Source organism: Pseudomonas sp. NPDC089401 (assembly GCF_044749485.1).
GTDB lineage: Bacteria > Pseudomonadota > Gammaproteobacteria > Pseudomonadales > Pseudomonadaceae > Aquipseudomonas.
On sequence record NZ_JBIVIA010000001.1, the window covers coordinates 568,664 to 590,322 of the forward strand.

Annotated in this window: 22 protein-coding genes; 14 read left to right on the top strand and 8 right to left on the bottom strand. The window is 65.3% G+C overall.

Translation table 11 applies throughout. The features are described from left to right. Window positions 1–63: 63 nt before the first annotated feature. Window positions 64–1,935, top strand: a complete 1,872-nt coding sequence (locus tag ACIP21_RS02650) for a SurA N-terminal domain-containing protein (protein WP_400683617.1) — start codon at window positions 64–66, stop codon at window positions 1,933–1,935. Between the two features lie 499 nt (window positions 1,936–2,434). On the opposite strand, the gene ACIP21_RS02655 is transcribed toward ACIP21_RS02650, so the two are convergent. Next, window positions 2,435–3,475: a patatin-like phospholipase family protein gene (locus ACIP21_RS02655; RefSeq protein WP_400683619.1), complete on the bottom strand. Its 1,041-nt coding sequence runs from the start codon at window positions 3,473–3,475 to the stop codon at window positions 2,435–2,437. Between the two features lie 175 nt (window positions 3,476–3,650). Here ACIP21_RS02655 and ACIP21_RS02660 point away from each other — a divergent pair, with 175 nt between their 5' ends. The 3 genes from ACIP21_RS02660 (at window position 3,651) to ACIP21_RS02670 (ending at window position 5,598) form a co-directional block, all read left to right on the top strand. Then, window positions 3,651–3,929, top strand: coding sequence for a hypothetical protein (locus ACIP21_RS02660; RefSeq protein ID WP_400683621.1), 279 nt, complete (start codon window positions 3,651–3,653; stop codon window positions 3,927–3,929). Window positions 3,930–3,943: 14 nt separating this feature from the next. Further along, window positions 3,944–4,723, top strand: a complete 780-nt coding sequence (locus ACIP21_RS02665) for a CHAD domain-containing protein (protein WP_400683623.1) — start codon at window positions 3,944–3,946, stop codon at window positions 4,721–4,723. A gap of 77 nt (window positions 4,724–4,800) precedes the next feature. Next, on the top strand, window positions 4,801–5,598 hold the full coding sequence (locus tag ACIP21_RS02670) for an acyl-CoA thioesterase (RefSeq protein ID WP_400683625.1): 798 nt from the start codon (window positions 4,801–4,803) through the stop codon (window positions 5,596–5,598). Between the two features lie 23 nt (window positions 5,599–5,621). On the opposite strand, the gene ACIP21_RS02675 is transcribed toward ACIP21_RS02670, so the two are convergent. The 3 genes from ACIP21_RS02675 to ACIP21_RS02685 form a co-directional block, all read right to left on the bottom strand. Then, window positions 5,622–5,990, bottom strand: coding sequence for an Mpo1-like protein (locus ACIP21_RS02675; RefSeq protein ID WP_400683628.1), 369 nt, complete (start codon window positions 5,988–5,990; stop codon window positions 5,622–5,624). Window positions 5,991–6,089: 99 nt separating this feature from the next. Further along, entirely contained in the window at window positions 6,090–7,568 is a 1,479-nt protein-coding gene (locus ACIP21_RS02680; protein WP_400683631.1) for a methyl-accepting chemotaxis protein, read from the bottom strand. Between the two features lie 88 nt (window positions 7,569–7,656). After that, on the bottom strand, window positions 7,657–8,454 hold the full coding sequence (locus tag ACIP21_RS02685; protein WP_400683633.1) for a TatD family hydrolase: 798 nt from the start codon (window positions 8,452–8,454) through the stop codon (window positions 7,657–7,659). A 157-nt stretch (window positions 8,455–8,611) separates the two neighbouring features. Between ACIP21_RS02685 and ACIP21_RS02690 the strand changes: the two genes are divergently transcribed. The 3 genes from ACIP21_RS02690 to greB all read left to right on the top strand — a co-directional run bounded on the left by ACIP21_RS02690 (window position 8,612) and on the right by greB (window position 11,011). Beyond that, window positions 8,612–10,018 (top strand): transglycosylase SLT domain-containing protein, encoded by a 1,407-nt coding sequence (locus tag ACIP21_RS02690; protein WP_400683635.1) that lies wholly within the window; start codon window positions 8,612–8,614, stop codon window positions 10,016–10,018. Window positions 10,019–10,217: 199 nt separating this feature from the next. Beyond that, on the top strand, window positions 10,218–10,526 hold the full coding sequence (locus ACIP21_RS02695; RefSeq protein WP_400683638.1) for a hypothetical protein: 309 nt from the start codon (window positions 10,218–10,220) through the stop codon (window positions 10,524–10,526). A gap of 11 nt (window positions 10,527–10,537) precedes the next feature. Beyond that, the gene (gene greB / locus ACIP21_RS02700; RefSeq protein WP_400683640.1) at window positions 10,538–11,011 is read left to right on the top strand and encodes a transcription elongation factor GreB; all 474 of its coding nucleotides are present in this window, start codon (window positions 10,538–10,540) and stop codon (window positions 11,009–11,011) included. A 127-nt stretch (window positions 11,012–11,138) separates the two neighbouring features. Here the strand turns inward: greB and ACIP21_RS02705 are convergent, their stop codons facing one another. Continuing rightward, window positions 11,139–13,649 (bottom strand): ABC transporter permease, encoded by a 2,511-nt coding sequence (locus ACIP21_RS02705; RefSeq protein ID WP_400683643.1) that lies wholly within the window; start codon window positions 13,647–13,649, stop codon window positions 11,139–11,141. Then, window positions 13,649–14,332: an ABC transporter ATP-binding protein gene (locus ACIP21_RS02710; RefSeq protein WP_400683645.1), complete on the bottom strand. Its 684-nt coding sequence runs from the start codon at window positions 14,330–14,332 to the stop codon at window positions 13,649–13,651. The genes ACIP21_RS02705 and ACIP21_RS02710 overlap by 1 nt, the downstream gene beginning before the upstream one ends. Window positions 14,333–14,342: 10 nt before the next feature. Here ACIP21_RS02710 and ACIP21_RS02715 point away from each other — a divergent pair, with 10 nt between their 5' ends. The 3 genes from ACIP21_RS02715 (at window position 14,343) to ACIP21_RS02725 (ending at window position 16,398) form a co-directional block, all read left to right on the top strand. Then, on the top strand, window positions 14,343–14,948 hold the full coding sequence (locus ACIP21_RS02715; protein ID WP_400683648.1) for an arylesterase: 606 nt from the start codon (window positions 14,343–14,345) through the stop codon (window positions 14,946–14,948). A gap of 58 nt (window positions 14,949–15,006) precedes the next feature. Beyond that, window positions 15,007–15,288 (top strand): hypothetical protein, encoded by a 282-nt coding sequence (locus tag ACIP21_RS02720; protein WP_400683650.1) that lies wholly within the window; start codon window positions 15,007–15,009, stop codon window positions 15,286–15,288. 132 nt (window positions 15,289–15,420) lie between these two features. Next, window positions 15,421–16,398 (top strand): L,D-transpeptidase family protein, encoded by a 978-nt coding sequence (locus ACIP21_RS02725; protein WP_400683653.1) that lies wholly within the window; start codon window positions 15,421–15,423, stop codon window positions 16,396–16,398. A gap of 136 nt (window positions 16,399–16,534) precedes the next feature. Here ACIP21_RS02725 and oprI read toward each other — a convergent pair whose 3' ends face one another. Next, window positions 16,535–16,786, bottom strand: a complete 252-nt coding sequence (oprI, locus tag ACIP21_RS02730) for an outer membrane lipoprotei OprI (protein ID WP_003259780.1) — start codon at window positions 16,784–16,786, stop codon at window positions 16,535–16,537. 509 nt (window positions 16,787–17,295) lie between these two features. Between oprI and ACIP21_RS02735 the strand changes: the two genes are divergently transcribed. Beyond that, on the top strand, window positions 17,296–17,577 hold the full coding sequence (locus ACIP21_RS02735) for a GNAT family N-acetyltransferase (protein ID WP_084854752.1): 282 nt from the start codon (window positions 17,296–17,298) through the stop codon (window positions 17,575–17,577). A gap of 68 nt (window positions 17,578–17,645) precedes the next feature. Here the strand turns inward: ACIP21_RS02735 and ACIP21_RS02740 are convergent, their stop codons facing one another. Continuing rightward, on the bottom strand, window positions 17,646–18,722 hold the full coding sequence (locus ACIP21_RS02740; protein WP_400683656.1) for a 3-deoxy-7-phosphoheptulonate synthase: 1,077 nt from the start codon (window positions 18,720–18,722) through the stop codon (window positions 17,646–17,648). 235 nt (window positions 18,723–18,957) lie between these two features. Between ACIP21_RS02740 and ACIP21_RS02745 the strand changes: the two genes are divergently transcribed. The 3 genes from ACIP21_RS02745 to cysB all read left to right on the top strand — a co-directional run bounded on the left by ACIP21_RS02745 (window position 18,958) and on the right by cysB (window position 21,611). After that, entirely contained in the window at window positions 18,958–19,905 is a 948-nt protein-coding gene (locus ACIP21_RS02745) for a putative 2-dehydropantoate 2-reductase (RefSeq protein WP_400683658.1), read from the top strand. Between the two features lie 104 nt (window positions 19,906–20,009). Then, window positions 20,010–20,507 carry a universal stress protein gene (locus tag ACIP21_RS02750; RefSeq protein ID WP_400683660.1) on the top strand — a complete coding sequence of 166 codons (498 nt, stop codon included), beginning with the start codon at window positions 20,010–20,012 and terminating at the stop codon, window positions 20,505–20,507. Between the two features lie 129 nt (window positions 20,508–20,636). Further along, window positions 20,637–21,611 (top strand): HTH-type transcriptional regulator CysB, encoded by a 975-nt coding sequence (gene cysB / locus ACIP21_RS02755; RefSeq protein ID WP_400683662.1) that lies wholly within the window; start codon window positions 20,637–20,639, stop codon window positions 21,609–21,611. Window positions 21,612–21,659 lie beyond the last annotated feature (48 nt).

The window sequence follows — 21,659 nt, forward strand, 5'->3', positions numbered from 1 at the left end:
ATCAGGTTTCTACCCACGCTCCGCGGTTGTCGACGCAGTGGTACAGCCGTTTCTGGGGGACGCATGCTGCAAAATATCAGGGACAATTCACAAGGTTGGATTGCCAAGACCATCATCGGCCTCATCGTCGTATTGATGGCGTTGACCGGCTTCGATGCCATTTTCAAGGCCGCCACCCACAGCCAGGACGCGGCCAAGGTGAACGGCGAGACCATCAGCCAGAATGAGCTCGGCCAGGCCGCCGACATGCAGCGCCGCCAGCTGATGCAACAGCTGGGCAAGGACTTCGACCCGGCGCTGCTGGACGAGAAGCTGCTGCGCGATGCCGCGCTCAAAGGCCTGATCGATCGCAAGTTGCTGCTGGAAGGGGCCAAGGACGCCAAGTTCGCCTTCTCCGAGGCCGCGCTGGATCAGGTGATCCTGCAGACGCCGGAATTCCAGGTGGACGGCAAGTTCAACGCCGAACGTTTCGACCAGGTCATTCGCCAGATGGGCTATGGCCGCATGCAGTTCCGCGACATGCTCGCCGAGGAAATGCTGATCGGCCAGCTGCGTACCGGCATCGCCGGCAGCAGCTTCGTCACCGACAAGCAGGTCGACGCCTTCGCCCGCCTGGAAAACCAGACCCGCGATTTCGCCGCCCTGACCTTCAAGGCCAACCCGGCCGCCGTCAAGGTCAGCGATGACGAGATCAAGGCGCACTACGACCAGCACGCCAAGGAGTTCATGACGCCGGACCAGGTGGTCATCGACTACATCGAGCTGAAGAAGTCGGCCTTCTTCGACCAGGTCAAGGTCAGCGAAGACGAGCTCAAGGCGCAGTACGAGAAGGACATCGCCAACCTCGCCGAGCAGCGCCACGCCGCGCATATCCTCATCGAGGTCAACGACAAGGTCACCGACGCCCAGGCCAAGGCCCGCGCCGAAGAGATCGAACAGCGCCTGACCAAGGGCGAAGATTTCGCCAAGCTGGCCAAGGAGTTCTCCCAGGACCCAGGTTCGGCCAGCAATGGCGGTGACCTCGGCTTCGCCGGCCCGGGGGTGTATGACCCGGCGTTCGAAACCGCCCTGTACAAGCTTGGCGATGGCCAGGTGTCGGCACCGGTGCGCACCGAGTTCGGTTACCACCTGATCAAGCTGCTGGGCAAGCAGGCGCCGGAAGTGCCGAGCTTCGCCAGCCTGAAGGACAAGCTGACCCGTGACCTGAAGACCCCGCTGGTCGAACAGCGCTACGTCGATGCTGCCAAGCAGCTGCAGGACGCTGCCTACGAGGCTTCCGACCTGGCCCAGCCGGCCCAGGACCTGAACCTCAAGGTGCAGACCTCCAAGCCGTTCGGCCGTGAAGGCGGTGAGGGCATCACCGCCAACCGTGGCGTGATCCAGGCGGCGTTCTCCGAGGAAGTGATGGATGAAGGTGCCAACAGCACCGCCATCGAACTCGACCCGGAAACCACCGTGGTGCTGCGCGTCAAGGAGCACCGCAAGCCGGAGCAGATGCCGCTCGAAGCCGTGGCCAAGAACATCAGCGAGCACCTGGCCAAGGAGAAGGCGACTGCCGAGCTCAAGGCCAAGGCCGACAAGCTGATCGCCGGCCTGCGCGACGGTTCGATCGCCGCTGCAGGTGCCCACGACGGCCAGGCCTGGCAGGCTCACGAAGCGGTGACCCGCGGTCAGGACGGTATCGACCCGGCCGAACTGCAGGCGCTGTTCCGCCTGGCCAAGCCACAAGCCAAGGACAAGCCGGTATATGGCAGCGTGGTCCTGGCCGATGGCAGCCTGGTCGTGCTGCAGCTCAAGGGTGTCAACGAAGGTGCCGCCGCCAGCGACGACGAGAAGCAGCAGATCCGCCGCTACCTCGCCTCGCGTGCAGGCCAGCAGGACTTTGCGGCGTACCGCAAGCAGCTGGAAGGCACTGCCGACATCACTCGCTACTGAGTGTTGGATGCACGATGAAACAGGCCGCTCTCAGCGGCCTGTTTCATTTCTGTCGTCCTGTACCGGCCCCTTCGCGGGTAAACCCGCTCCCACAGGTACGGCAGCGCTCTTGAAGGTTGTGCCATACCTGTGCTGCCACAGATATTGCAGCGCTCTTGAAGGTTGTGCCTTACCTGTGCTGCCACAGATATTGCAGCGCTCTTGAAGGTTGTGCCTTACCTGTGCTGCCACAGATATTGCAGCGCCCTTGAAGGCTGTGCCGTACCTGTGCTGCCACAGATATTGCAGCGCTCTTGAAGGCTGTGCCGTACCTGTGCTGCCACAGGTACTGCAGCGCCCTTGAAGGCTGTGCCGTACCTGTGCTGCCACAGATATTGCAGCGCTCTTGAAGGCTGTGCCGTACCTGTGATGCCACAGGTACTGCAGCGCTCTTGAAGGCTGTGCCGTACCTGTGGGAGCGGGTTTACCCGCGAAGGGGCCCGCACAGGCAACACCAGGCCTAGCGCTTGACCCCTTCGTAGTTGTCCAGTGTATCCCGCGCAATCTCCCGCCCCAGGGCGATCAGCTCCGGCGCCTTGTAGAATTCGAAAAACCGGCACACCCGCTTCGGTACGTTGATCAGCACGTCCGGCGGATACCCGGCGATCTTGTACTGCGCCAGCGAGGTCTGCATCACTTCGAAGCTCTGGTTGATCAAGTCTAGCAGCGACGCCGGCCCGACATTGTCGATGATGAACGACCCGGTCGCCGACTTCGGTGCGCCCTCGCGTTCAGGTGCCGCCGCCGGTTGCTGAGCCTCCGGCGCAGCGGCATCGGCGAGCCACGGGTTGGGCGGCGCCAGCCCCTCTGCGACGATCTCCTGCTCGATGCGAATCAGCTCCTCGGCCGGCTTGCGTCGAAACGGCAGACGCGACCCCAGCGAACTGAGCAAGGCGTCGAAGCGCATCCGGAACGCTGCCGGCCGCTCGATTACTGGCAACTGGTACTGCTTCTGGTTGGTGGCGTTGAGGTTGACCGCGATGATCAGGTCACAGTGGCTCGACACCACCGGCACGATCGGCAGCGGGTTGAGAATGCCGCCATCGACCAGCATGCGGTTGCCCTGCATGACCGGGGTGAACAGGCTTGGAATCGCCGCCGAGGCACGCATCGCCTGGTGCAGGCAGCCTTCCTGGAACCAGATTTCCTGCTGGTTGGTGAGGTCGGTCGCCACCGCCGTATAGGGGATGCGCAGCTGCTCGATGTTGATGTCGCCGACGATCTTGCGAATCTGCCCGAACACCTTGTCGCCGCGGATGGCCCCCAGGCGGAAGCTGACGTCGACCAGGCGCAGCACGTCCAGATAGTCCAGGCTCTCGATCCAGTTGCGGTAGTCCTTGAGCTTGCCGGCGGCGTAGATTCCGCCGATCACCGCGCCCATGGAGCAGCCGGCGATGCAGGCGATGTCATAACCGCGCCGTTCGATTTCCTCGATCACGCCGATATGGGCGTAGCCCCGGGCGCCCCCCGACCCCAACACCAGTGCCACGCGTTTGCTCATGAGCATTTCCTCAAGTCGTGCAACCATCGTCCTACAATGCACGCATCGTTGCCTGTGCTTCAATGTAGACCGCGCTGAACTAAGCTGAGAGCATCCACGCCCAGCATCGCTGGCAGGGCACTTTTGCCGTGCCGGCGCGTCGAACAGCCACTCTTTATTCTTTGAGGTATTACCGATGAAAGCCTGGATCTGCCTTCCACTGATTGCCCTGGCGCTGGCCGGCTGCGCGGCCAAGACAGCCTACCGTGACAGCTGCGCGTCCCAGCTGGATGCTGCGTGGAAGGAACTGGACCTGGCCAAGGCCGAAGGCTTTGCCGGCACCGTCAGCTATTCCAAGGCGTTGTCGCTGCTGACCGGGGCCAAGACCCAGCAACAGTTCGAGGGCTATGAAGGCTGCACCAGGAAGTCCGAAAAGGCGCGCTTCTACATTCGTGAGTCGCGCGCGGGCCGTTGACCAGAGGGCACCCTATGTCTGCCATGCTCGATCATGTGGTTGCCCAGATGCTGACCGTGCAGGTGCGCCTGCTGGCCTGTCGCGAGCGCCTGGCGGCCGATACCGACAGCGAGGCCCTGCACGACCTGCGCATCTGTGTGCGGCGCCTGCGCAGCCTGTTGCGCCCCTTGCGCGGCATGCCGGGGGCGGAGCAGCTGGAACATGCGGCCCAGTCGCTGGGCACGCTGACCACGCCGCTGCGCGACCGAGAGGTGCTGGCGGCCGAACTGATCGGGCGTGGTCTTGCCGAGGCCGGGCAACGGCGCCTGCAAGGGCGGGCCGGCACCTTCGCCAGCGTTGCCGCCAGCCCTCAACTGACCCGGGTGTTGGCAATAGTCGATGCATTTCCGCTGTTCTTGCGGGCAGCTGATCGCGAAGGCCTGGCCGAGTCACTGGAAAAGCGCATCGACAAACGCCTGGTCAAGCAATGGAAAAAACTGGGTGAGGCACTCAAGGACCCGGCTCATGACCGTCATCGCCTGCGTCTGCTGATCAAGCGGGCGCGTTACGGCGACGAGGCCTACCCGCAGCTCGACCATGCCGGCAGGAAACTTCGCCGGCTGCTCAAGGCCGCCCAGGGCGACCTGGGCGACTGGCACGACCGCCTGCAGTGGTTGCTGCAGGCTCGCGACCATACCGATCTTGCTCCCTGCAAGATCGACTGGGAGCAGGAGCTGCATGAGGCGGAGCGCAAGTCCGACGTCACGCTGGAAGCCTTGCACGCTGCGCTGGAGCACCGCCAGCCCGGCAAATGACCGATATGCGGGCTGTTAGCTTGGGCGTTGCTGGCTAGTATGGGCAGACATCCATCGCTGCCCGCAGGAGCTGGCCCATGAATTTCAACCAACTGCTCGACGCCGTGCGGGCCAATCCCGAGGCGGTCAGTATCCCGCCCAGTTGGGCCCAGGGGCGCGCGGTCTTTGGTGGCCTGATGGCCGCCATGGTCTTCGAGGCCATGCGCCTGAAGCTCGCCGACAACCGTCCCGTGCGTTCGCTGGCGATCAGCTTTGTAGCGCCGGCTGCCGCCGATGTGCCGACGCGCTTCGAGGTCGAAGTGCTGCGCGAAGGCAAGGCAGTCAGCACGCTGCTTGGGCGTGCCGTGCAGGATGGCCAGGTGGTGACCCTGGTGCAGGGTAACTTCGGCGCGGGCCGGCCGTCGGTGGTCGACGTGCCGGCGTTGCCGGCCATGGACATGAAAGCGCTGGAAGAATCCGCCCCGGAGCTGCCCCATATCCCCGGCGTCACGCCGGAATTCATGCGTCATGTGGCGTTGCGCTGGGCGATAGGCGGGTTGCCGTTCAGTGGTAATCCGTCGCGCAGGATGGGCGGCTGGGTGCGTTTGCGTGATGTGGCGCAGGAGCCGGTCAACGAGGCGCACCTGCTGGCCCTGGTCGATGCCTGGCCGCCCAGCCTGATGCCGTTTCTCAAGCAGCCTGCCGCCGGCAGCACACTGACCTGGACCATCGAGTTCATCCAGCCGGTGGTGCAGCTGTCGACCCTGGACTGGTGCCGCTATTGCGTGGAGACCGAGCATGCCCGGGACGGTTACGGCCATGCGGCGGCGACGCTGTGGACAGCTGAAGGCGAGTTGCTGGCCCTCAGCCGCCAGACCGTGACCGTGTTCGCCTAGCCGGGGCTATCAGTCCGGGGCTATCAGTGGCGATGCCTGTGCCGCTCGCGCCAGGCTTTCCACCAGGCCCCGCTCAATACGAAGCGCGGAAAGGTGACGAACTGCTCGGTCAGCAGCCGCTGCACGGCATCCTTGCGGTTGGCGAACGGTTCCGGCTGTTCGGCCTCCAGACGATGCCCCTGGCGCTGCAGGCCGAGGCCGGCGATCAGGGCAATGACGCCCACGGCGATCTGCCCCAGGTCCAGCGCCAACAGGCCCGACAGCACCAGCAGTGCGCCGACGATGAACAGCGGCACGGCGATCAGGTGCAGGACCAGATTGGTCGGGTGCCGGTGGTTGTGGTGGTAGCCGCGCCATTGCCAGGCGGGCAGGTTGGGCAGTCGTTTGCTCATGGGCGTTTCCTCGCGCTGTGCAACGCGCTCTTCAGCGAAATCATGCCCAAAGCTTAGTGCGGCCCCGCAATCGGGGCCAATCGAGGCTGGCTATGGCAATTATAGCTTGAGCTGGCCTATCGCCTTGTTCAGCGCGCCGGCCAGGGTCGCAAGCTCGTTGCTGGTGGTGGCCGAGCCGACGGTCTGCTGCACGGTTTCTTCGGTGACATCGCGGATGCTCACCACCGCACGATTCATCTCTTCGGCCACCTGGCTCTGCTGCTCGGCGGCCACGGCGATCTGGGTGTTGCTCTCGCGCATCTGCGCCACCGCGTCGGTGATCTCGGCCAGCGCCGCGCCGGCCTCCTGGGCCTGCTTGACGCAATCATCGGCCTTGTACGAGCTCTCCTGCATGAACTCCACCGCATCGCGGGTGCCGGCCTGCAGGTCGGCGACCATGTGGGTGATCTCGTCGGTGGAGGTCTGCACGCGCTTGGCCAGGTTGCGCACCTCGTCGGCGACCACGGCGAAGCCACGGCCCAGGTCGCCGGCACGGGCGGCTTCGATGGCGGCGTTAAGGGCCAGCAGGTTGGTCTGCTCGGCGATGCTGTGAATGACCCCGACCACGCTGTTGATCTTCTGGCTGTCCTCGGCCAGCTGGCGGATCATGTCGGCGGTCTGCTGAACGCCGCTGGACAGCCCGGCGATCGAGTCCTGCACGCGGCTGACTACCACCTTGCCGCCGCCGGCAAGGGTGTCGGCAGTCTGCGACAGGTCGCGGGTGGCACCGGCGTGCTGGGCGATATGGTGCACCGTGGCGGTCATCTCGTTGATCGCAGTAGCGGCCTGGTCGGTTTCGCTCTGCTGGCCGAGCATGCCGTGGCGCACCTCGTTCATGCTCGCGGCCAGGCGCGCGGCGCCCGAGTCCAGTTGTGCGGCGGTGTGGGCAACGGTGCTGACCACGCGGTGATAGGTGGCCTGCATGGCATTGAAGGCGCCGGCCATCTGGCCGACTTCGTCACCGCAGGCCAGCGGCACCCGGGCCGACAGGTCGCCGGTCTTTTCCACGTGCAGCATCACGTCCTTGAGGGTGTTGAGCTGGCTGAGCAGGAAGCGGATCAGCAGTTGCGAGGCGCCGAGCATGGCCAGCATCAGGATCAGCACGCAGGCTGCGTAGTTGCTGAAGCGTTCGAGGAATACCTGGCGCAGGCTCGGTGCCTGGGCCAGCACGGCCAACTGCTGGTCGCCGTGGCGCAGCACCTGGGCGCCGAGCAGCGGGTTGTCGCCGAGCAGGCTGTTGGCCGGCAGCGCGACCCAGCCTTGTGCATCGCCCAGGGCCTCCAGCGTCTCACCGGCAAGGCTCGGAGTCTGGCCAGGCTGCCAGGCGATCACGTTGGCCGGGCGGGGCAGGGGCTGCCCGGCAGGCCAGGCGGCCAGCAGCGCGGCCTGGGCTTGTGCCTGGGCCTGGGCGCTGTCGGCGCGGGCGCGCTGCTCCAGGTGCACGGCATAGAGCACCAGCAACAGGGTGGTGACGAAGGCCACCGCGTTGACGGCCCAGAATTTGTACTTCAAGGAAATGTTGCTAAGCCAGGCACCCATGGGTAGGTCTTCTCTGAGTTGAGCGGAAACAATATTGGCAAGGTGCCATCATTGTGTCCGCCCTTCCGAGAAACTGTCATGACATGGGTCAAGGAAGCTGGAAGAACGCCTTGGCGGTCGCCGTCGTGTGCTGGGCGCAATGCTCCGGGCGCTCGCCGCGGTGCAGGGCCACTTCACGCAGGACCTCCGGCAGGTACGCCGGCTCGTTGCGCCCGTTCTTCGGCTTTGGCCGCAGGCTGCGCGGCAGCAGGTAGGGGGCGTCGCTTTCCAGCATCAGCCGGCCCTCGGCGATGTTGCCCACCAGCGGATGCAGGTGCGTGCCGCGGCGTTCGTCGCAGATCCAGCCGGTGATGCCGATGTGCAGGTCCATGTCCAGGTAGGCGAACAGTGCTTCGCGCTCGCCGGTGAAGCAATGCACCACGGCGGCGGGCAGGTGGTCGCGGTAATCCTTGAGGATGGCCAGCAGGCGTTCGCTGGCGTCGCGCTCATGCAGGAACACCGGCAGGCGCAACTCGGCGGCCAGTGCCAGCTGGGCTTCCAGCGCCTTTTCCTGGAGTGGGCGAGGGGAGAAGTCGCGGTTGAAGTCCAGCCCGCATTCGCCCACGGCGCGCACGCGCGCTTCATTCAACAACTGGCGCAGTTGTCGCTCGCTGTTGCCGTCCCATGACTTGGCGTCGTGGGGGTGAACCCCGGCGGTGGCGAACAGGTGCCGGCCTTCGCCATCGAGCTGTTGGCACAGTTCCAGGGCCTGTTCGCTGACCTCCAGGCTGGTGCCGGTCAGTACCATCTGCACCACGCCGGCCTCGAGGGCGCGCTCGACGATGCCCGCCTGCTGGCCGTGGAAACTGCTGTTGGTCAGGTTGACGCCGATATCGATCAGTTGCATGGTGCTATCTCGTGCCGCGGGGCGGCCAGTCTAGCAAAGTCCGTGAAATTCGGAAAAAACCTAGAACTTCAAACGTTTGCCGTGGTCTTTTGCCGTCACTTCTGAAGATGGCGCCAGCGCCATGGATGCCGCCTACCGACCACGGATACGATTTCGCATGCTGCGATACCTGCTGACCTTGTTGCTGATGCTCGGGCTCTGCGCCGCCGGCCCGGCCTGCGCGCGCCTGCCTGGGCCGCAGCAGCAGGTGCCGACGAGCAAGGCCCGCGACCTGGAGCAGATCCGCAGCAGCAAGGTGCTGCGCGTGCTGGTCAACCAGAGCCGCAACAGTTCCGGCGAGATCAAGGGCGAACCGGTGGGTATCGAGTACTACCGGCTGCGCGGCCTCGAGCATTACCTCAATGCCCGCGCCGGTGATAACCAGCAGATTCGCCTGAAGATCATCCCGCGGGCCAAGGAACAGTTGCTCGGTGCCCTGCAGCGCGGCGAGGGCGACCTGGCCGTGCCCGGCGAGCTGCTCGACCCGGGCCTGGTGGGCGGGGTCAACGGCAGCGCACCGGTGCTCGACCAGGTGCCGCTGCTGCTGGTCGGGCGCAAGGGCGGGCGCGGCTATACCCGCATCGACCAACTGTCCGGGCGCACCGTGGCGCTGACCAGTGCCAGCGCCGCAGGGGCGGTGATCCAGCAGCTCAACCAGCAGTTGGCACTGCGCAAGCGGCCGCCGATCAAGATCGAATGGGTCGATTCGACCCTGGCGGTGGAAGATGTGCTGGAGATGGTCCAGGCCGGGATCTACCCGTTGACCATGGTGGAGCGGCCAATCGCCCAGCGCTGGGCCAGGGTGATGCCGAAGCTGCGCGTGGAAACCCGCTTGCCGCTGGGCCAGCCCCAGGCCCTGCGCTGGTACGTACGGCGCGACGCGAGCATGCTGCTGGCGAGCGTCGACCGCTTCCTGCAGGGCTACCGTGCCCCCGAGAACCAGGATGCCGCGTTCGAGCGCATCTACCGCCGCCAGTACCGCGTGCACAACCCGCTGGCGCGCAAGGACCGGCAACGCCTGACCGCGCTGCGCCCGGTGCTGCAGAAGCATGGCCAGGCGCAGCAGATCGACTGGCTGAACCTGGCAGCGCTGGCGTTCAAGGAGTCGACCCTCGATCCAAAGGCGCGAGGCAGCGGCGGGGCCCATGGCCTGATGCAGATCACCCCGTCCGCGGCTCAACGCGTGGGGGTCAGCAACACCGCGACGGTCGATGGCAACGTCCAGGCCAGCGCACGCTACCTGGCGCTGATCCGCCGCAAGTTCTTCGCCAGCCCGCAGATCAACGAGCGTGAGCGCATGGCGTTCGTGCTGGCCGCCTACAACCTCGGCCCCGAGCGGGTCCAGGCCATGCGCGCCGAGGCGCGCAAGCGTGGGCTCAACGGCAACCAGTGGTTCTTCCAGACCGAACGGGTGGCCATGGAGCAGGTGGGCATGGGGCCGGTCAACTTCGTCAACAGTGTCAACAAGTACTTCCTGGCCTTCAACCGCGAGCGTCCCTCGCTGGAGCGGGTGGTCAGCCGCTGACAGGCGGCACGCTGCGATGAAGGTCTACTTGCAGCTTGCCGCGTCAGGCTCTAGGATACCGCCTGCGCCGATTTAAACAGCTACTTGCGGGGCGCGGGACGGCCCCCTTGCGTGGACCCTCCGAAATACCGCTAAAGCGCTGGTTCGGTGACGCCTCCCACCGCTGCCCAGCGGGATTCGCGAGGCGGAGAGAGACTCCATGAGTTGCCCACGTACCAGTGTCTGTTTGAGCCCCCTGCCTGCCCACCAGGCCTCCCGCACACCGCGCATCCTGCTCGGTGGCCAGCATCAGCCCACCCTCCTGCGTCATCTCGAAGGCTTGTCGCGCCGCAAGGGCCAGGCCCGCGCCTTTCTCATCCAGTTCGCCGAAACCGCCTGCGCCCTGGGGCAGTATGGCAACGACCGGTTCGACCTGGCCGTGATCCAGGCGCCGGCGCCGGAAGACGCCGCCGAGGTGATCGGGCACCTGACCCGCATCGCACGCCAGGGCCTGATCACCCGACGCTGAGGAGCGCGCCGTTGAGCACCAACATCATCACCCAGGAAGGCCACGAAGCCCTGAAGAAGGAGCTGGACCACCTGTGGCGGGTGTATCGCCCGGAAATCACCCAGAAGGTCACCTGGGCCGCGTCGCTGGGCGACCGCAGCGAGAATGCCGACTACCAGTACAACAAGAAGCTGCTGCGCGAGATCGACCGCCGGGTCCGCTACCTGCGCAAGCGCCTCGAGGACGTCAAGGTGGTGGCCTACTCGCCGCAGCAGGAGGGCAAGGTGTTCTTCGGTGCCTGGGTCGAGATCGAGAACGATGACGGCGAGACCCTGAAGTTCCGCATCGTCGGCTATGACGAGATCTATGGCCGCAACGACTACATCTCGATCGACTCGCCCATGGCGCGGGCCCTGCTCAAGAAGGAGGAGGGGGATGAGGTGGTGGTGCGCACACCGACCGGGGAAGCGACGTGGTATGTGAACAGCATCCATTACGGTCAATGAATTGATGTTGGCTGTACCGGCCTCTTCGCGGCTAAAGCCGCTCCCACAGGTACAGTGCCAGCCTTGAATCCTGTGGTGACCTCTGTGGGAGCGGCTTCAGCCGCGAAGAGGCCGGCACAGACAACCATCATCCTTCGCGCAACACCGCCAACGGGCTGGCATTCAGCGCCCGCCGCGTCCCCAGCACGCCAGCCCCGCCCACCAGCATCGCCCCCACCACTGGCAACACCAGCAACCACGGATGCGGGCTCCACTGCAGGTCGAACGCATAGCGGTACAGCACCAGGGTAATCAGCTCGCACCCCAACGCCGCCAATGCGCCACTGGCCGCACCCAGCAAACCGAACTCGATGCGCCGTGCCTTCACCAGCAACGGCCGCGCCGCCCCCAGCGCACGCAGCAGCGCGCCTTGGCGAACGCGCTCGTCGAGCGTCGCCTGCAGCCCGGCGAACAGCACTGCCAACCCTGCCGCCAGCACGAACAGCAGCACGTATTCGACGGCCAGGGTGACCTGGGCGAGGATGCCGCGCAGCTGGTCGAGCAGGGCATCGACCTGGAGGATGGTCACTGCCGGAAATGCCCGCGACAGCGCCACGACGTCGAGGTCATGCCCCGGCGCCAGGTAGAAGCTGGTCAGGTAGGTGGTCGGCAGCCCCTGCAGGGTGCCGGGCTGGAAGATCATGTAGAAGTTCGGCTGGAAGCTGTCCCAGTGCACGCTGCGCAGGCTGGTGACCCGTGCCTGGCGCTGCTCGCCGCCGATGTCGAAGGTCAACAGGTCGCCCAACTGCACGTTCAGGCTGCCGGCCAGTTGCGCCTCCACTGACACCCCGGGGACTTCGGCGTCCGAGGGCAGCGCCTGCCACCAGGTCCCGGCCACAAGCTGGTTACCAGCGGGCAACTCGCCTGCCCAGGTCAGGCTGAGGTCGCGTTGCACGGCGCGCTCGCCGGCGGAGTCCTTGCTGACGATCTGCTGCACCGGCTTGTCGTTGATCTGGGTCAGCCGGCCAGGCGTCACCGGATACAGGGGCGCCGAACTGGCATTGACCTCGCGCAGGCGCTGGGCGAACGGATCGCGCTCTTCGGGCAGGATGTTCAGGGCGAAATGGTTGGGGGCGTCCTTGGGCAGTTGCGCTTGCCAGGTGTCCAGCAGTTCGGCGCGCAGCAGGGCGACCAGGGCCATGGCCAGCAGGATCAGGCCGAAGGCCAGGGCCTGCCCGGCGGCGGCCGTGGGGTGACGCAGCAGTTGGCCGAGCCCCAGGCGCCAGGCCAGCGGTGCGCCGGCCAGCGCCTTGCGCAGGCTCTGCAAGCCGAGCAGGAGCAGGCCGCCCAACAGCAGGGCGGCGACCAGGCCGCCGCCGAGCAGGGCAAAGGTCAATAGCAGGTCGAGGCTCAGGCGCCACATGATCAGGCCCAGGGCGAGCAGGGCGGCGCCATACACCAGCCAGCTGCTCGGCGGGACCGGCAGCAGGTCGCGGCGCAATACCCGCAATGGCGGGACCTGGCCCAGGGCGGCCAGGGGCGGCAGGGCGAACCCGGCCAGGGCGACCAGCCCGGTGGCGATGCCGGCCAGGGCCGGCACCACGCCGCCGCCCGGCACTTCGTTCGGCAGCAGGCCTTGCAGCAGGCGGAACAGGCCCAGCTGCGCCAGCCAGCCGAGCAGGGCGCCCGCCGCGGCAGCGACCACCCCGAGCATGGCCAGTTGCAGGCAATACAGGCCCAGTGCCTGGTGCCGCGACAGCCCCAGGCAGCGCAGCAGGGCGCTGGCATCCAGGCGGCGGGCGGCGTAGCGGCTGGCCGACAGGGCCACGGCCACGCCCGCCAGCAGCACGGCCACCAGGCTGGCCATGTTCAGGTAACGTTCGGCCTTGCCCAGGGCGCCGCCGATCTGCCGGTTGCCGTCGCGGGTGTCGAGCAGGCGCTGGTTGGCCGCCAGGGTGCCTTCCAGGCCTTGGCGATACTGGGCCAGGGCAGGCGTGTCGCCGCGCCACAGGTCGCGGTAGCTGACCCGGCTGCCGGGCTGGATCACGCCGGTGGCCGGCAGGTCGGCCAGGTTCATCATCACCCGCGGGGTCAGGCTGTAGAAGTTGTTGGCGCGGTCCGGTTCGTAGGTCAGCACCCGGCTCATGCGCAGGGTCTTCATGCCGACGTCGATGCTGTCGCCGACCTTGAGCCCGAGGGCGGCCAGCAGGCGTGGCTCGACCCAGGCTTCGCCGGGCGCCGGGCCGCCACCGGGTGTCTCTTGCGCAGCATAGGGCGCGGCGGCGCTGCGTACCTGGCCGCGCAGCGGGTAGGCGGCGTCCGCGGCCTTGATGCTCGACAACTGGATGCCGTTGTCGCCGCCCACCACGCTGGTGAACTCAACCACCTGGGCATGGCGCAAGCCGAGTGCCTTGCCTGCGCTGATCTGTTGCTCGCGGGCCGGCGCGCTGCCTTGCAGCACCAGGTCGGCACCGAGGAATTCGCTGGCGCGCAATTGCATGGCGCCGTTGAGGCGGGCGCCGAAGTAGCCGATGGCGGTGCTGGCGGCGACCGCCACCAACAGGGCGAAGAACAGCACGCGCACTTCACTGGCGCGCAGGTCGCGCAGCAGCTGGCGCAGGCCCAGGCCGCAGAGGCGGGACAGCGGCATGTGTTTCATCAGGCCTCCACCGGCGCCACCAGGCGGCCCGCATCCAGGCGAATCTGGCGCCGACAGCGACGGGCCAGGCGTTCATCGTGGGTCACCAGCACCAGGGTGGTGCCGCGCTCCTTGTTCAGTTCGAACAACAGGTCGCTGATGCGCTCGCCGGTGTGGCTGTCGAGGTTGCCGGTGGGCTCGTCGGCGAACAGTACCGCCGGTTGCGCGGCAAAGGCGCGAGCGATCGCCACCCGTTGCTGCTCGCCACCGGACAGCTGCCGGGGCGTGTGGGTCAGGCGCTGGCCCAGGCCGACCCGTCCGAGCAGGGTGCGGGCATGTTCACGGGCATCGCGGCGGCCGTCGAGCTCCAGCGGCAGCATGACGTTTTCCAGGGCGTTGAGGCTGTCGAGCAACTGGAACGACTGGAACACGAAACCGACGTGTTCGGCACGTACCCGGGCGCGCTGGTCCTCGTCCAGCGGGCCAAGGTCATGCCCGGCGAGCACCACCCGGCCGGCGCTGGGGCGGTCGAGGCCGGCCAGCAGCCCGAGCAGGGTCGACTTGCCCGAACCCGAAGCGCCGACGATGGCCAGGCTGTCGCCCTGGGCGAGGTCCAGGGAGAGGGCGTGCAGGATGGTCAGGTCACCTTCCGCGCTGGGGACCACTTTGCTAAGGTTCTGCGCAACGAGAATGCTGGGGCCCATGGAGAATCCGATGCGAGTGTGGTGGTTGAGTGCCGGCCTGGCCCTGTATTGCCTGGCCCAGAGCGCGGCGGCGGGAACATTGCTGGTGGTTGGCGATAGTATCAGCGCCGGTTTTGGCCTGGATACCCGTCAGGGCTGGGTCTCTCTGTTGCAGACCCGGCTCAGGGACGAAGGTTTCGACGATCGCGTGGTCAATGCCTCGATCAGTGGCGACACCAGTGCCGGAGGCCGGGCGCGGCTGCCGGCGCTGCTTGCAGCGCACACGCCGAGCCTGGTGGTGCTGGAGTTGGGGGGCAACGATGGCCTGCGCGGGCAGCCGCCACAGCAATTGCAACAAAATCTTGCCTCGATGATCGAGGCCGCGCGCCGCTCGGGGGCCAAGGTGCTGTTGCTGGGCATGCGCCTGCCGCCCAATTATGGCGTGCGATACACCACGGCGTTCGCCAAGGTCTATGAGCAGCTGGCGGCCGATCAGAAGGTGCCGCTGGTGCCGTTCTTCCTCGAAGGGGTCGGTGGTGTGCCGGCGATGATGCAGGCTGACGGCATCCACCCGGCCCAGGGAGCCCAGCAGCGTTTGCTGGAAAATGCCTGGCCGGCGATAAAACCCTTGCTCTGACGCTTTAAACGGAGCGGGCTTTCGGCTAAGGTTGCGCCCCCCGTTTCGAGAGCCCCCGATGCCGCGCCCTGCCTGGTCCTTGTATGCCTACCAACTGATCGAGCCCGATGAGCAGCTCGACCTGTTCGCCTGCCAGGAAATCCGCGTCCACCTGGTGGCCCGTCAGCTCGAACTCGGCGTGCCGGTCGACCGCACCTTGTGCGGTGGCCTGCTGCCTGCGCAACCACGCTGGTCCGGCGTGCCTCGTGGTATCTATCGTGACAACCGACTGTGCGACCTGTGCCGGGCGATCCTCGATGCCCAGCGCCGTGGCATGCGGCCGATCTGGCCGGAGCTCTGAGCCGGCGCCCTGACGCGCAACGGCGCTCACCTTTCATCATCTGAAACGCATGTAACCCGCCAATGCCTCCCGCTTGCAGCGAGGCGGGTGTACAATCGTGCCTCTTGACTCACCTTTCGAAGGATTTACCGGATGTTGCCGCGCTTTCCCGCCGTCACCCGTTGCCTGACCCTGGCCGCCCTGCTGGCCACGGGCCCCGCCGTTGCGCTGGAGTTGCCGCTGCCGCCTCCCGGTGAAGACGTCGTTGGCCAGGTCCACACGATCAAGGCCAAGTACGAAGACACCTTCGCCGACATCGGCACCGCCAACGACCTCGGCTACCTGGAAATGATCGCCGCCAACCCTGGCGTCGACCCTTGGCTGCCGGGTGCCGGCACCGAGATCGTCCTGCCGACCCGCTACATCCTGCCGCCGGGCCCGCGGGAAGGGGTGGTGATCAACCTCGCCGAGTACCGCCTGTACTACTACCCGAAAGGGCAGAACGTGGTGTACACCTTCCCGCTGGGTATCGGCCGCGAAGGCTGGGGTTCGCCGATCGCGCAGACCAAGATCACCGCCAAGACGCCAAACCCGACCTGGACGCCGCCGGCCTCGATCCGTGCCGAGCACGCCGCCGACGGTGACATCCTGCCGACCGTGGTACCTGCCGGCCCGGACAACCCGCTGGGCCCGTTCAAGTTCACCCTCGGTGTGCCGGGCTACCTGATCCACGGTTCGAACAAGAAGTTCGGTATTGGCATGCGCACCAGCCATGGCTGTTTCCGCATGCTCAACAACAACGTGCTCGAACTCTCCAAGCTGGTGCCGGTCGGTACGCCGGTGCGCATCATGAATGAGCCTTACAAGTTCGGTATCAGTGGTGGCAAGGTTTATCTCGAGGCCCATACGCCGCTGGATGATCATGGCAACCCATCGGTGGTCGACAAGCACACTGCCGTTATCAATGCCTTGCTCAAGCGCGAAGACCTGGCCAACAACCTGCGCATGAACTGGGATACGGTTCGCGATGTGGTGGCGGCGGAAGATGGCCTGCCGGTGGAAATTGCCGTACCGGTCGGTAACCAGGGCGCCGCACCGGTGGTTTCGAGCATTCCGCTCGAACTGCAGTAACCTTGTTGCAACACCTCGGGGCCCGCTCAGGTTAACCGCCTGCTGCGGGCTTTTTCGTTTCCGCGCCGGGCTTTTCGGCGGCAATAAAAAAGCCGACCCACAAGTGGGTCGGCTTCTCAACAATCCGTGAGGATTATTACTTGCGGCTGGCTTTGTCCAGCATACGCAGAGCGCGCTCGTTGGCTTCGTCAGCGGTCTGCTGAGCCTTCTGAGCGGCGGCCAGAGCGTCGTCAGCCTTGCGGTAGGCTTCGTCAGCACGGGCTTGAGCGCGAGCAGCTGCGTCTTCAGTCGCAGTCAGACGGGCTTCGGTTTCTTTGGAGACGCTGCTGCAACCGGTAGCCAGAACTGCGGCCAGGGCCAGAGCAGAGAATTTCAGAACGTTGTTCATCGTGTTCCCCTTCAAGGACTTTCTATTAAATAGCCATCTCTCGGAAAAGAGAAACTGGCCGGCGTACATAGTACCCATTACTTGTAGTAAGTAAACTGACTGAGCGCAAGAACTGCAAAAAAATATGTTGCAAGCCGGCTAGCCGACAAGAATTGTAGGGGATTTGTGAAAAACCTGTGCAGCGCTCGCAAGCGCCTGTAGTAGCGTAACTTTTTTGTTGAACTAACGGTGACTTTAACTGTCTTTGGGCGTCTTAAGCCCAGTACATCCGGCTGATGTTGTGGGCGCTGTCAGGGCTCAGGCCCGACGCGGCGTCTGGCGACTTTTTAAGCGCCCCACCTTGAGCAATCCGGCTTGCCGCGCCTACTATTTGGGAGTGCCCGGCCAGGTCGAACCAATACCGTCGACCCGGGGTCGAAGGGCCAAGAGGTGGCGTAGAGGTTCCTCCGCCGGATAAACCACTTTCGGTTAAGGTTAGGGTCTGCCAAGAAGACCTGCGAGGAGTAGTGATGAGTGAAGCGCTGACCATCCACCATGACCAGGCCGGTCATCAGTTCGAGACCAACGTGGACGGTCATCGTGCCTACCTGACGTACATGGACCTTGGCAAGCAGACGCTGGACATCTATCGCACCTTCGTACCCAACGCCCTGCGTGGCCGCGGCATTGCGGCGGCGTTGACCGAAAAGGCCCTGGAATACGCCGAACAGATGGGATACACGGTAATCCCGTCCTGCTCGTACGTTGAGCGCTACATGGAGCGCCAACAGCGCCACTCGAGCAAGGCCTGAACACGCGGCGCCAGTCGCCAGATGCGAAAACGCCGGGCAATGCCCGGCGTTTTCTTTTGCCGCAAGGGTCAGCCGCGCTTGCGCTGCGGCAGCACGTCCTTGAGCTTGGTGCGCATGCTGCGCAGGGTCTTTTCGGTCGCCGACCAGTCGATGCAGGCATCGGTGACCGAGACGCCGTACTGCAACTCGTCGAGGTTCTTCGGAATCGACTGGCAGCCCCAGTTCAGGTGGCTTTCGACCATCAGGCCGATGATCGACTGGTTGCCTTCGAGGATCTGGTTGGCGACGTTCTCCATGACCAGCGGTTGCAGGGCCGGGTCCTTGTTGGAGTTGGCGTGGCTGCAGTCGACCATGATGTTGGCCTTGATCTTGGCCTTGGCCAGGTCCTGCTCGCACAGGGCGACGCTGACCGAGTCATAGTTCGGCTTGCCGTTGCCGCCACGCAGCACCACGTGCCCGTAGGGGTTGCCCTTGGTGGTGACGATCGACACGCCGCCTTCCTGGTTGATACCGAGGAAACGGTGCGGCTTGGAGACCGACTGCAGGGCGTTGATGGCCACGGTCAGGCCGCCATCGGTGCCGTTCTTGAAGCCGACCGCCGAGGACAGGCCCGAGGCCATTTCGCGGTGGGTCTGCGATTCGGTGGTGCGGGCGCCGATGGCCGACCAGCTGATCAGGTCCTGCAGGTACTGCGGGGAAATCGGGTCGAGCGCTTCGGTGGCGGTCGGCAGGCCCATCTCGGCCAGGTCCAGCAGCAGCTGGCGGCCAATGTGCAAGCCATCCTGGATCTTGAACGAGTCATCCAGGTACGGGTCGTTGATCAGGCCTTTCCAGCCGACGGTGGTGCGTGGCTTCTCGAAGTACACGCGCATCACCAGGTACAGGGTGTCGGAGACTTCCTCGGCCAGCACCTTGAGGCGTTCGGCGTATTCGTGGGCGGCCTTGATGTCGTGGATGGAGCAGGGGCCGACCACCACGAACAGGCGATGGTCCTTGCCGTCGAGAATATTGCGCACCACTTCGCGGCCGGCAGTCACGGTCTGCAGGGCCTTGGCGCTGAGGGGGATTTCCTTCTTGAGCTGATCGGGGGTGATCAAGGTCTCGTTGGAGGCAACGTTAAGGTCGTCGATCGGTAAATCAGCCATCGTGTTACTCGTCAGGTCACGGGTGCCGGCCGCCAACTTTCCCCGTGCGGCCCAGCAGCAAGAATGTTCGCAGCGGGGAGCCGAACCTTAGCGCGTTACAGGGGGCGCGACAATGGCTTGAGCCCTGCGCTTGCAGGGTTTTTCCCTGGTGCGTGGGGTTGATGGCGCGACTGGGGTGCGCAGAACAGCCCAAACGGTGTAAAAAAGCGCACTGAAAACCTCCCGGGAGCACAGCATGGACCTTCGCAAACCTCGCATCGGCATCATCGGCAGCGGTGCCATTGGTGGCTTTTACGGGCTGATGCTGGCGCGGGCCGGCTTCGATGTGCATTTCCTCCTGCGCAGTGAATATGACGTGGTTCGCGCTCACGGGCTGACGCTGGACAGTGCCGTGCACGGGGCCGTGCAGATGCCGGTGCAGGCCTACGCCAGCGCGGCCGACATGCCGCCGTGCGACTGGCTGCTGGTGGGGGCCAAGGCCACCAGCAATGCCGAGCTGGCGCCCCTGATCGTCCAGGCCGCGGCACCTGGCGCCAACGTCGTGCTGCTGCAGAACGGTCTGGGTGTCGAAGAGCAGTTGCGCCCGAGCCTGCGCGATGACCTGCATTTGCTTGGCGGACTGTGCTTCATCTGTGTCAATCGCCAGGCTCCGGGCGTGATTCGCCACCAGGCGCTGGGCGCCGTCAACCTGGGTTATCACAGTGGCCCTGGCGAGGGTGGCGGCGGGGCCATTGCCGAGGCCGGGGCGGGGCTGTTCCGTGCCGCGGGCATCGACTCCCAGGCCATGGACGACCTCGGCCAGGCGCGCTGGCAGAAGCTGGTGTGGAACGTGCCCTACAACGGTCTGTCGGTGTTGCTGGGTGCCAGCACCACGGCGCTGATGGCCGATGCCGATAGCCGCGAGCTGATCCAGGCGCTGATGGCCGAAGTGGTGCAGGGCGCCGCCGCGTGTGGCCATGCGTTGCCCGAAGGTTATGCCGAGCACTTGTTGCGCATCACCGAGCAGATGCCCGACTACTGGCCGAGCATGTACCACGACCATGCCCAGCAACGCCCGCTGGAGTTGCAGGCGATCTACGCCGAGCCGCTGGCCCGGGCGCAGGCGGCCGGTTGCAGCTTGCCGCGCATGCAGATGTTGCACCAGGCCCTGGCCTTCATCGAACGCGCCAATCGCGCCGGCTGAATCCTCTGCAGCCCGCGGCAGCAGTACGCCGGACGGCCAGGCGTGGGCCCGGCGCACTGCTAAGCTGAAGCTTGCTCTGCCGCAGCGGCAGTCGAGGAGGTCGAATGATCCGCTCCATGCTGTATGCCACCGACCTCGGTGTCTACGCCCCTTTTGTCATGCAGCACGCCCTGACCCTGGCCCGTACCTTCAATGCCGAGCTCTATGTGATCCACGCGGTGGAGCCCATGGGGCAGTTCGCCGAGTCCCTGTTGCAGAGCTACCTCGACGAGCAGACGCTGGACGCATTGCACAGCGAGGGCGTCAACACGGTGATGGCCAACATCGAGCAACGCGTGCTGGAAAACTTCCGCGACGAACTGGGCGAGGATGCCGACCTGGCCTTGATCAAGGCGGTGCGGGTGCGCCAGGGTGATCCGGCCCAGGTCATCCTCGACCAGGCGCAGCGGCTGAGTGTCGACCTGTTGATCTTCGGCAGCCACAGTGCGGGCGCCGGGGTGGATGTGCCGCTTGGCCGCACGGCGGTGCGGTTGCTGCAGCTGGCACCGGTGCCGGTGTACATGGTGCCGCTCTCGCAGCACCTGGGGCGCAGGAAATCGTGAAGCTGTATGTAGGATTTTTCAGAAACGCATGTAACAAAATAGTTCTAGTTTTATTTCCGGAACCACTAATATAGTTATATCCCGTCGCTGCCTGCTGCCGCTGACCTACCGCCGATTCGAGGGAAACCTATGAAGCTTCAACAACTGCGCTACATCTGGGAAGTGGCGCACCATGACCTCAACGTCTCCGCGACGGCGCAGAGCCTGTATACCTCGCAGCCGGGGATCAGCAAGCAGATCCGCTTGCTCGAGGACGAACTGGGTGTTGAAGTCTTTGCCCGCAGTGGCAAGCATCTGACCCGCGTGACCCCGGCCGGTGAGCGCATCATCAACACCGCTGGCGAGATCCTGCGCAAGGTCGAGAGCATCAAGCAGATCGCCCAGGAGTTCTCCAACGAGAAGAAGGGCACGCTGTCCATCGCCACCACCCACACCCAGGCGCGCTATGCGCTGCCGCCGGTGATCAGCAGCTTCATCAAGCAGTACCCGGAAGTGGCCCTGCACATGCACCAGGGCTCGCCGATGCAGATCGCCGAGATGGCCGCCGACGGCACCGTCGACTTCGCCATCGCCACCGAGGCGCTGGAGCTGTTCGGCGACCTGATCATGATGCCGTGCTACAAGTGGAACCGCTGCGTGGTGGTGCCCCAGGGGCACCCGTTGGCCAAGCTGCCGAAGCTGACCCTGGAAGCGGTCGCCGAATACCCGATCGTCACCTACGTGTTCGGTTTCACCGGCCGCTCGAAGCTGGACGAAGCCTTCAACCACCGTGGCCTGACGCCGAAGGTGGTGTTCACCGCGGCTGACGCCGACGTGATCAAGACCTACGTGCGCCTGGGCCTGGGCGTCGGCATCGTCGCCGGCATGGCGGTGGACGCCAAGCTCGACAATGACCTGGTGGCACTGGACGCCAGCGAGCTGTTCGAAGCCAGCATCACCAAGATCGGCTTCCGCCGTGGCACCTTCCTGCGTGGGTTCATGTGCGACTTCATCGAGAAGTTCGCCCCGCACCTGACCCGCGAAGTGATGGCCAAGGCCATCCAGTGCCACAACAAGCAGGAGCTCGAAGAGCTGTTCGAAGGCGTCGAGCTGCCGGTGCACTGAGTCTGCCAGGCCTGATCAGGCGGCATGAAAAAACCGGCCCGAGGGCCG

Excerpts from the sequence above, each read along its gene's own strand:
- ACIP21_RS02650 (WP_400683617.1), top strand. The coding sequence starts at position 64 with ATGCTGCAAAATATCAGGGACAATTCACAAGGTTGGATTGCCAAGACC.
- ACIP21_RS02655 (WP_400683619.1), bottom strand. The coding sequence starts at position 3,475 with ATGAGCAAACGCGTGGCACTGGTGTTGGGGTCGGGGGGCGCCCGGGGC.
- ACIP21_RS02660 (WP_400683621.1), top strand. The coding sequence starts at position 3,651 with ATGAAAGCCTGGATCTGCCTTCCACTGATTGCCCTGGCGCTGGCCGGC.
- ACIP21_RS02665 (WP_400683623.1), top strand. The coding sequence starts at position 3,944 with ATGTCTGCCATGCTCGATCATGTGGTTGCCCAGATGCTGACCGTGCAG.
- ACIP21_RS02670 (WP_400683625.1), top strand. The coding sequence starts at position 4,801 with ATGAATTTCAACCAACTGCTCGACGCCGTGCGGGCCAATCCCGAGGCG.
- ACIP21_RS02675 (WP_400683628.1), bottom strand. The coding sequence starts at position 5,990 with ATGAGCAAACGACTGCCCAACCTGCCCGCCTGGCAATGGCGCGGCTAC.
- ACIP21_RS02680 (WP_400683631.1), bottom strand. The coding sequence starts at position 7,568 with ATGGGTGCCTGGCTTAGCAACATTTCCTTGAAGTACAAATTCTGGGCC.
- ACIP21_RS02685 (WP_400683633.1), bottom strand. The coding sequence starts at position 8,454 with ATGCAACTGATCGATATCGGCGTCAACCTGACCAACAGCAGTTTCCAC.
- ACIP21_RS02690 (WP_400683635.1), top strand. The coding sequence starts at position 8,612 with ATGCTGCGATACCTGCTGACCTTGTTGCTGATGCTCGGGCTCTGCGCC.
- ACIP21_RS02695 (WP_400683638.1), top strand. The coding sequence starts at position 10,218 with ATGAGTTGCCCACGTACCAGTGTCTGTTTGAGCCCCCTGCCTGCCCAC.
- ACIP21_RS02705 (WP_400683643.1), bottom strand. The coding sequence starts at position 13,649 with ATGAAACACATGCCGCTGTCCCGCCTCTGCGGCCTGGGCCTGCGCCAG.
- ACIP21_RS02710 (WP_400683645.1), bottom strand. The coding sequence starts at position 14,332 with ATGGGCCCCAGCATTCTCGTTGCGCAGAACCTTAGCAAAGTGGTCCCC.
- ACIP21_RS02715 (WP_400683648.1), top strand. The coding sequence starts at position 14,343 with ATGCGAGTGTGGTGGTTGAGTGCCGGCCTGGCCCTGTATTGCCTGGCC.
- ACIP21_RS02720 (WP_400683650.1), top strand. The coding sequence starts at position 15,007 with ATGCCGCGCCCTGCCTGGTCCTTGTATGCCTACCAACTGATCGAGCCC.
- ACIP21_RS02725 (WP_400683653.1), top strand. The coding sequence starts at position 15,421 with ATGTTGCCGCGCTTTCCCGCCGTCACCCGTTGCCTGACCCTGGCCGCC.
- oprI (WP_003259780.1), bottom strand. The coding sequence starts at position 16,786 with ATGAACAACGTTCTGAAATTCTCTGCTCTGGCCCTGGCCGCAGTTCTG.
- ACIP21_RS02735 (WP_084854752.1), top strand. The coding sequence starts at position 17,296 with ATGAGTGAAGCGCTGACCATCCACCATGACCAGGCCGGTCATCAGTTC.
- ACIP21_RS02740 (WP_400683656.1), bottom strand. The coding sequence starts at position 18,722 with ATGGCTGATTTACCGATCGACGACCTTAACGTTGCCTCCAACGAGACC.
- ACIP21_RS02745 (WP_400683658.1), top strand. The coding sequence starts at position 18,958 with ATGGACCTTCGCAAACCTCGCATCGGCATCATCGGCAGCGGTGCCATT.
- ACIP21_RS02750 (WP_400683660.1), top strand. The coding sequence starts at position 20,010 with ATGATCCGCTCCATGCTGTATGCCACCGACCTCGGTGTCTACGCCCCT.
- cysB (WP_400683662.1), top strand. The coding sequence starts at position 20,637 with ATGAAGCTTCAACAACTGCGCTACATCTGGGAAGTGGCGCACCATGAC.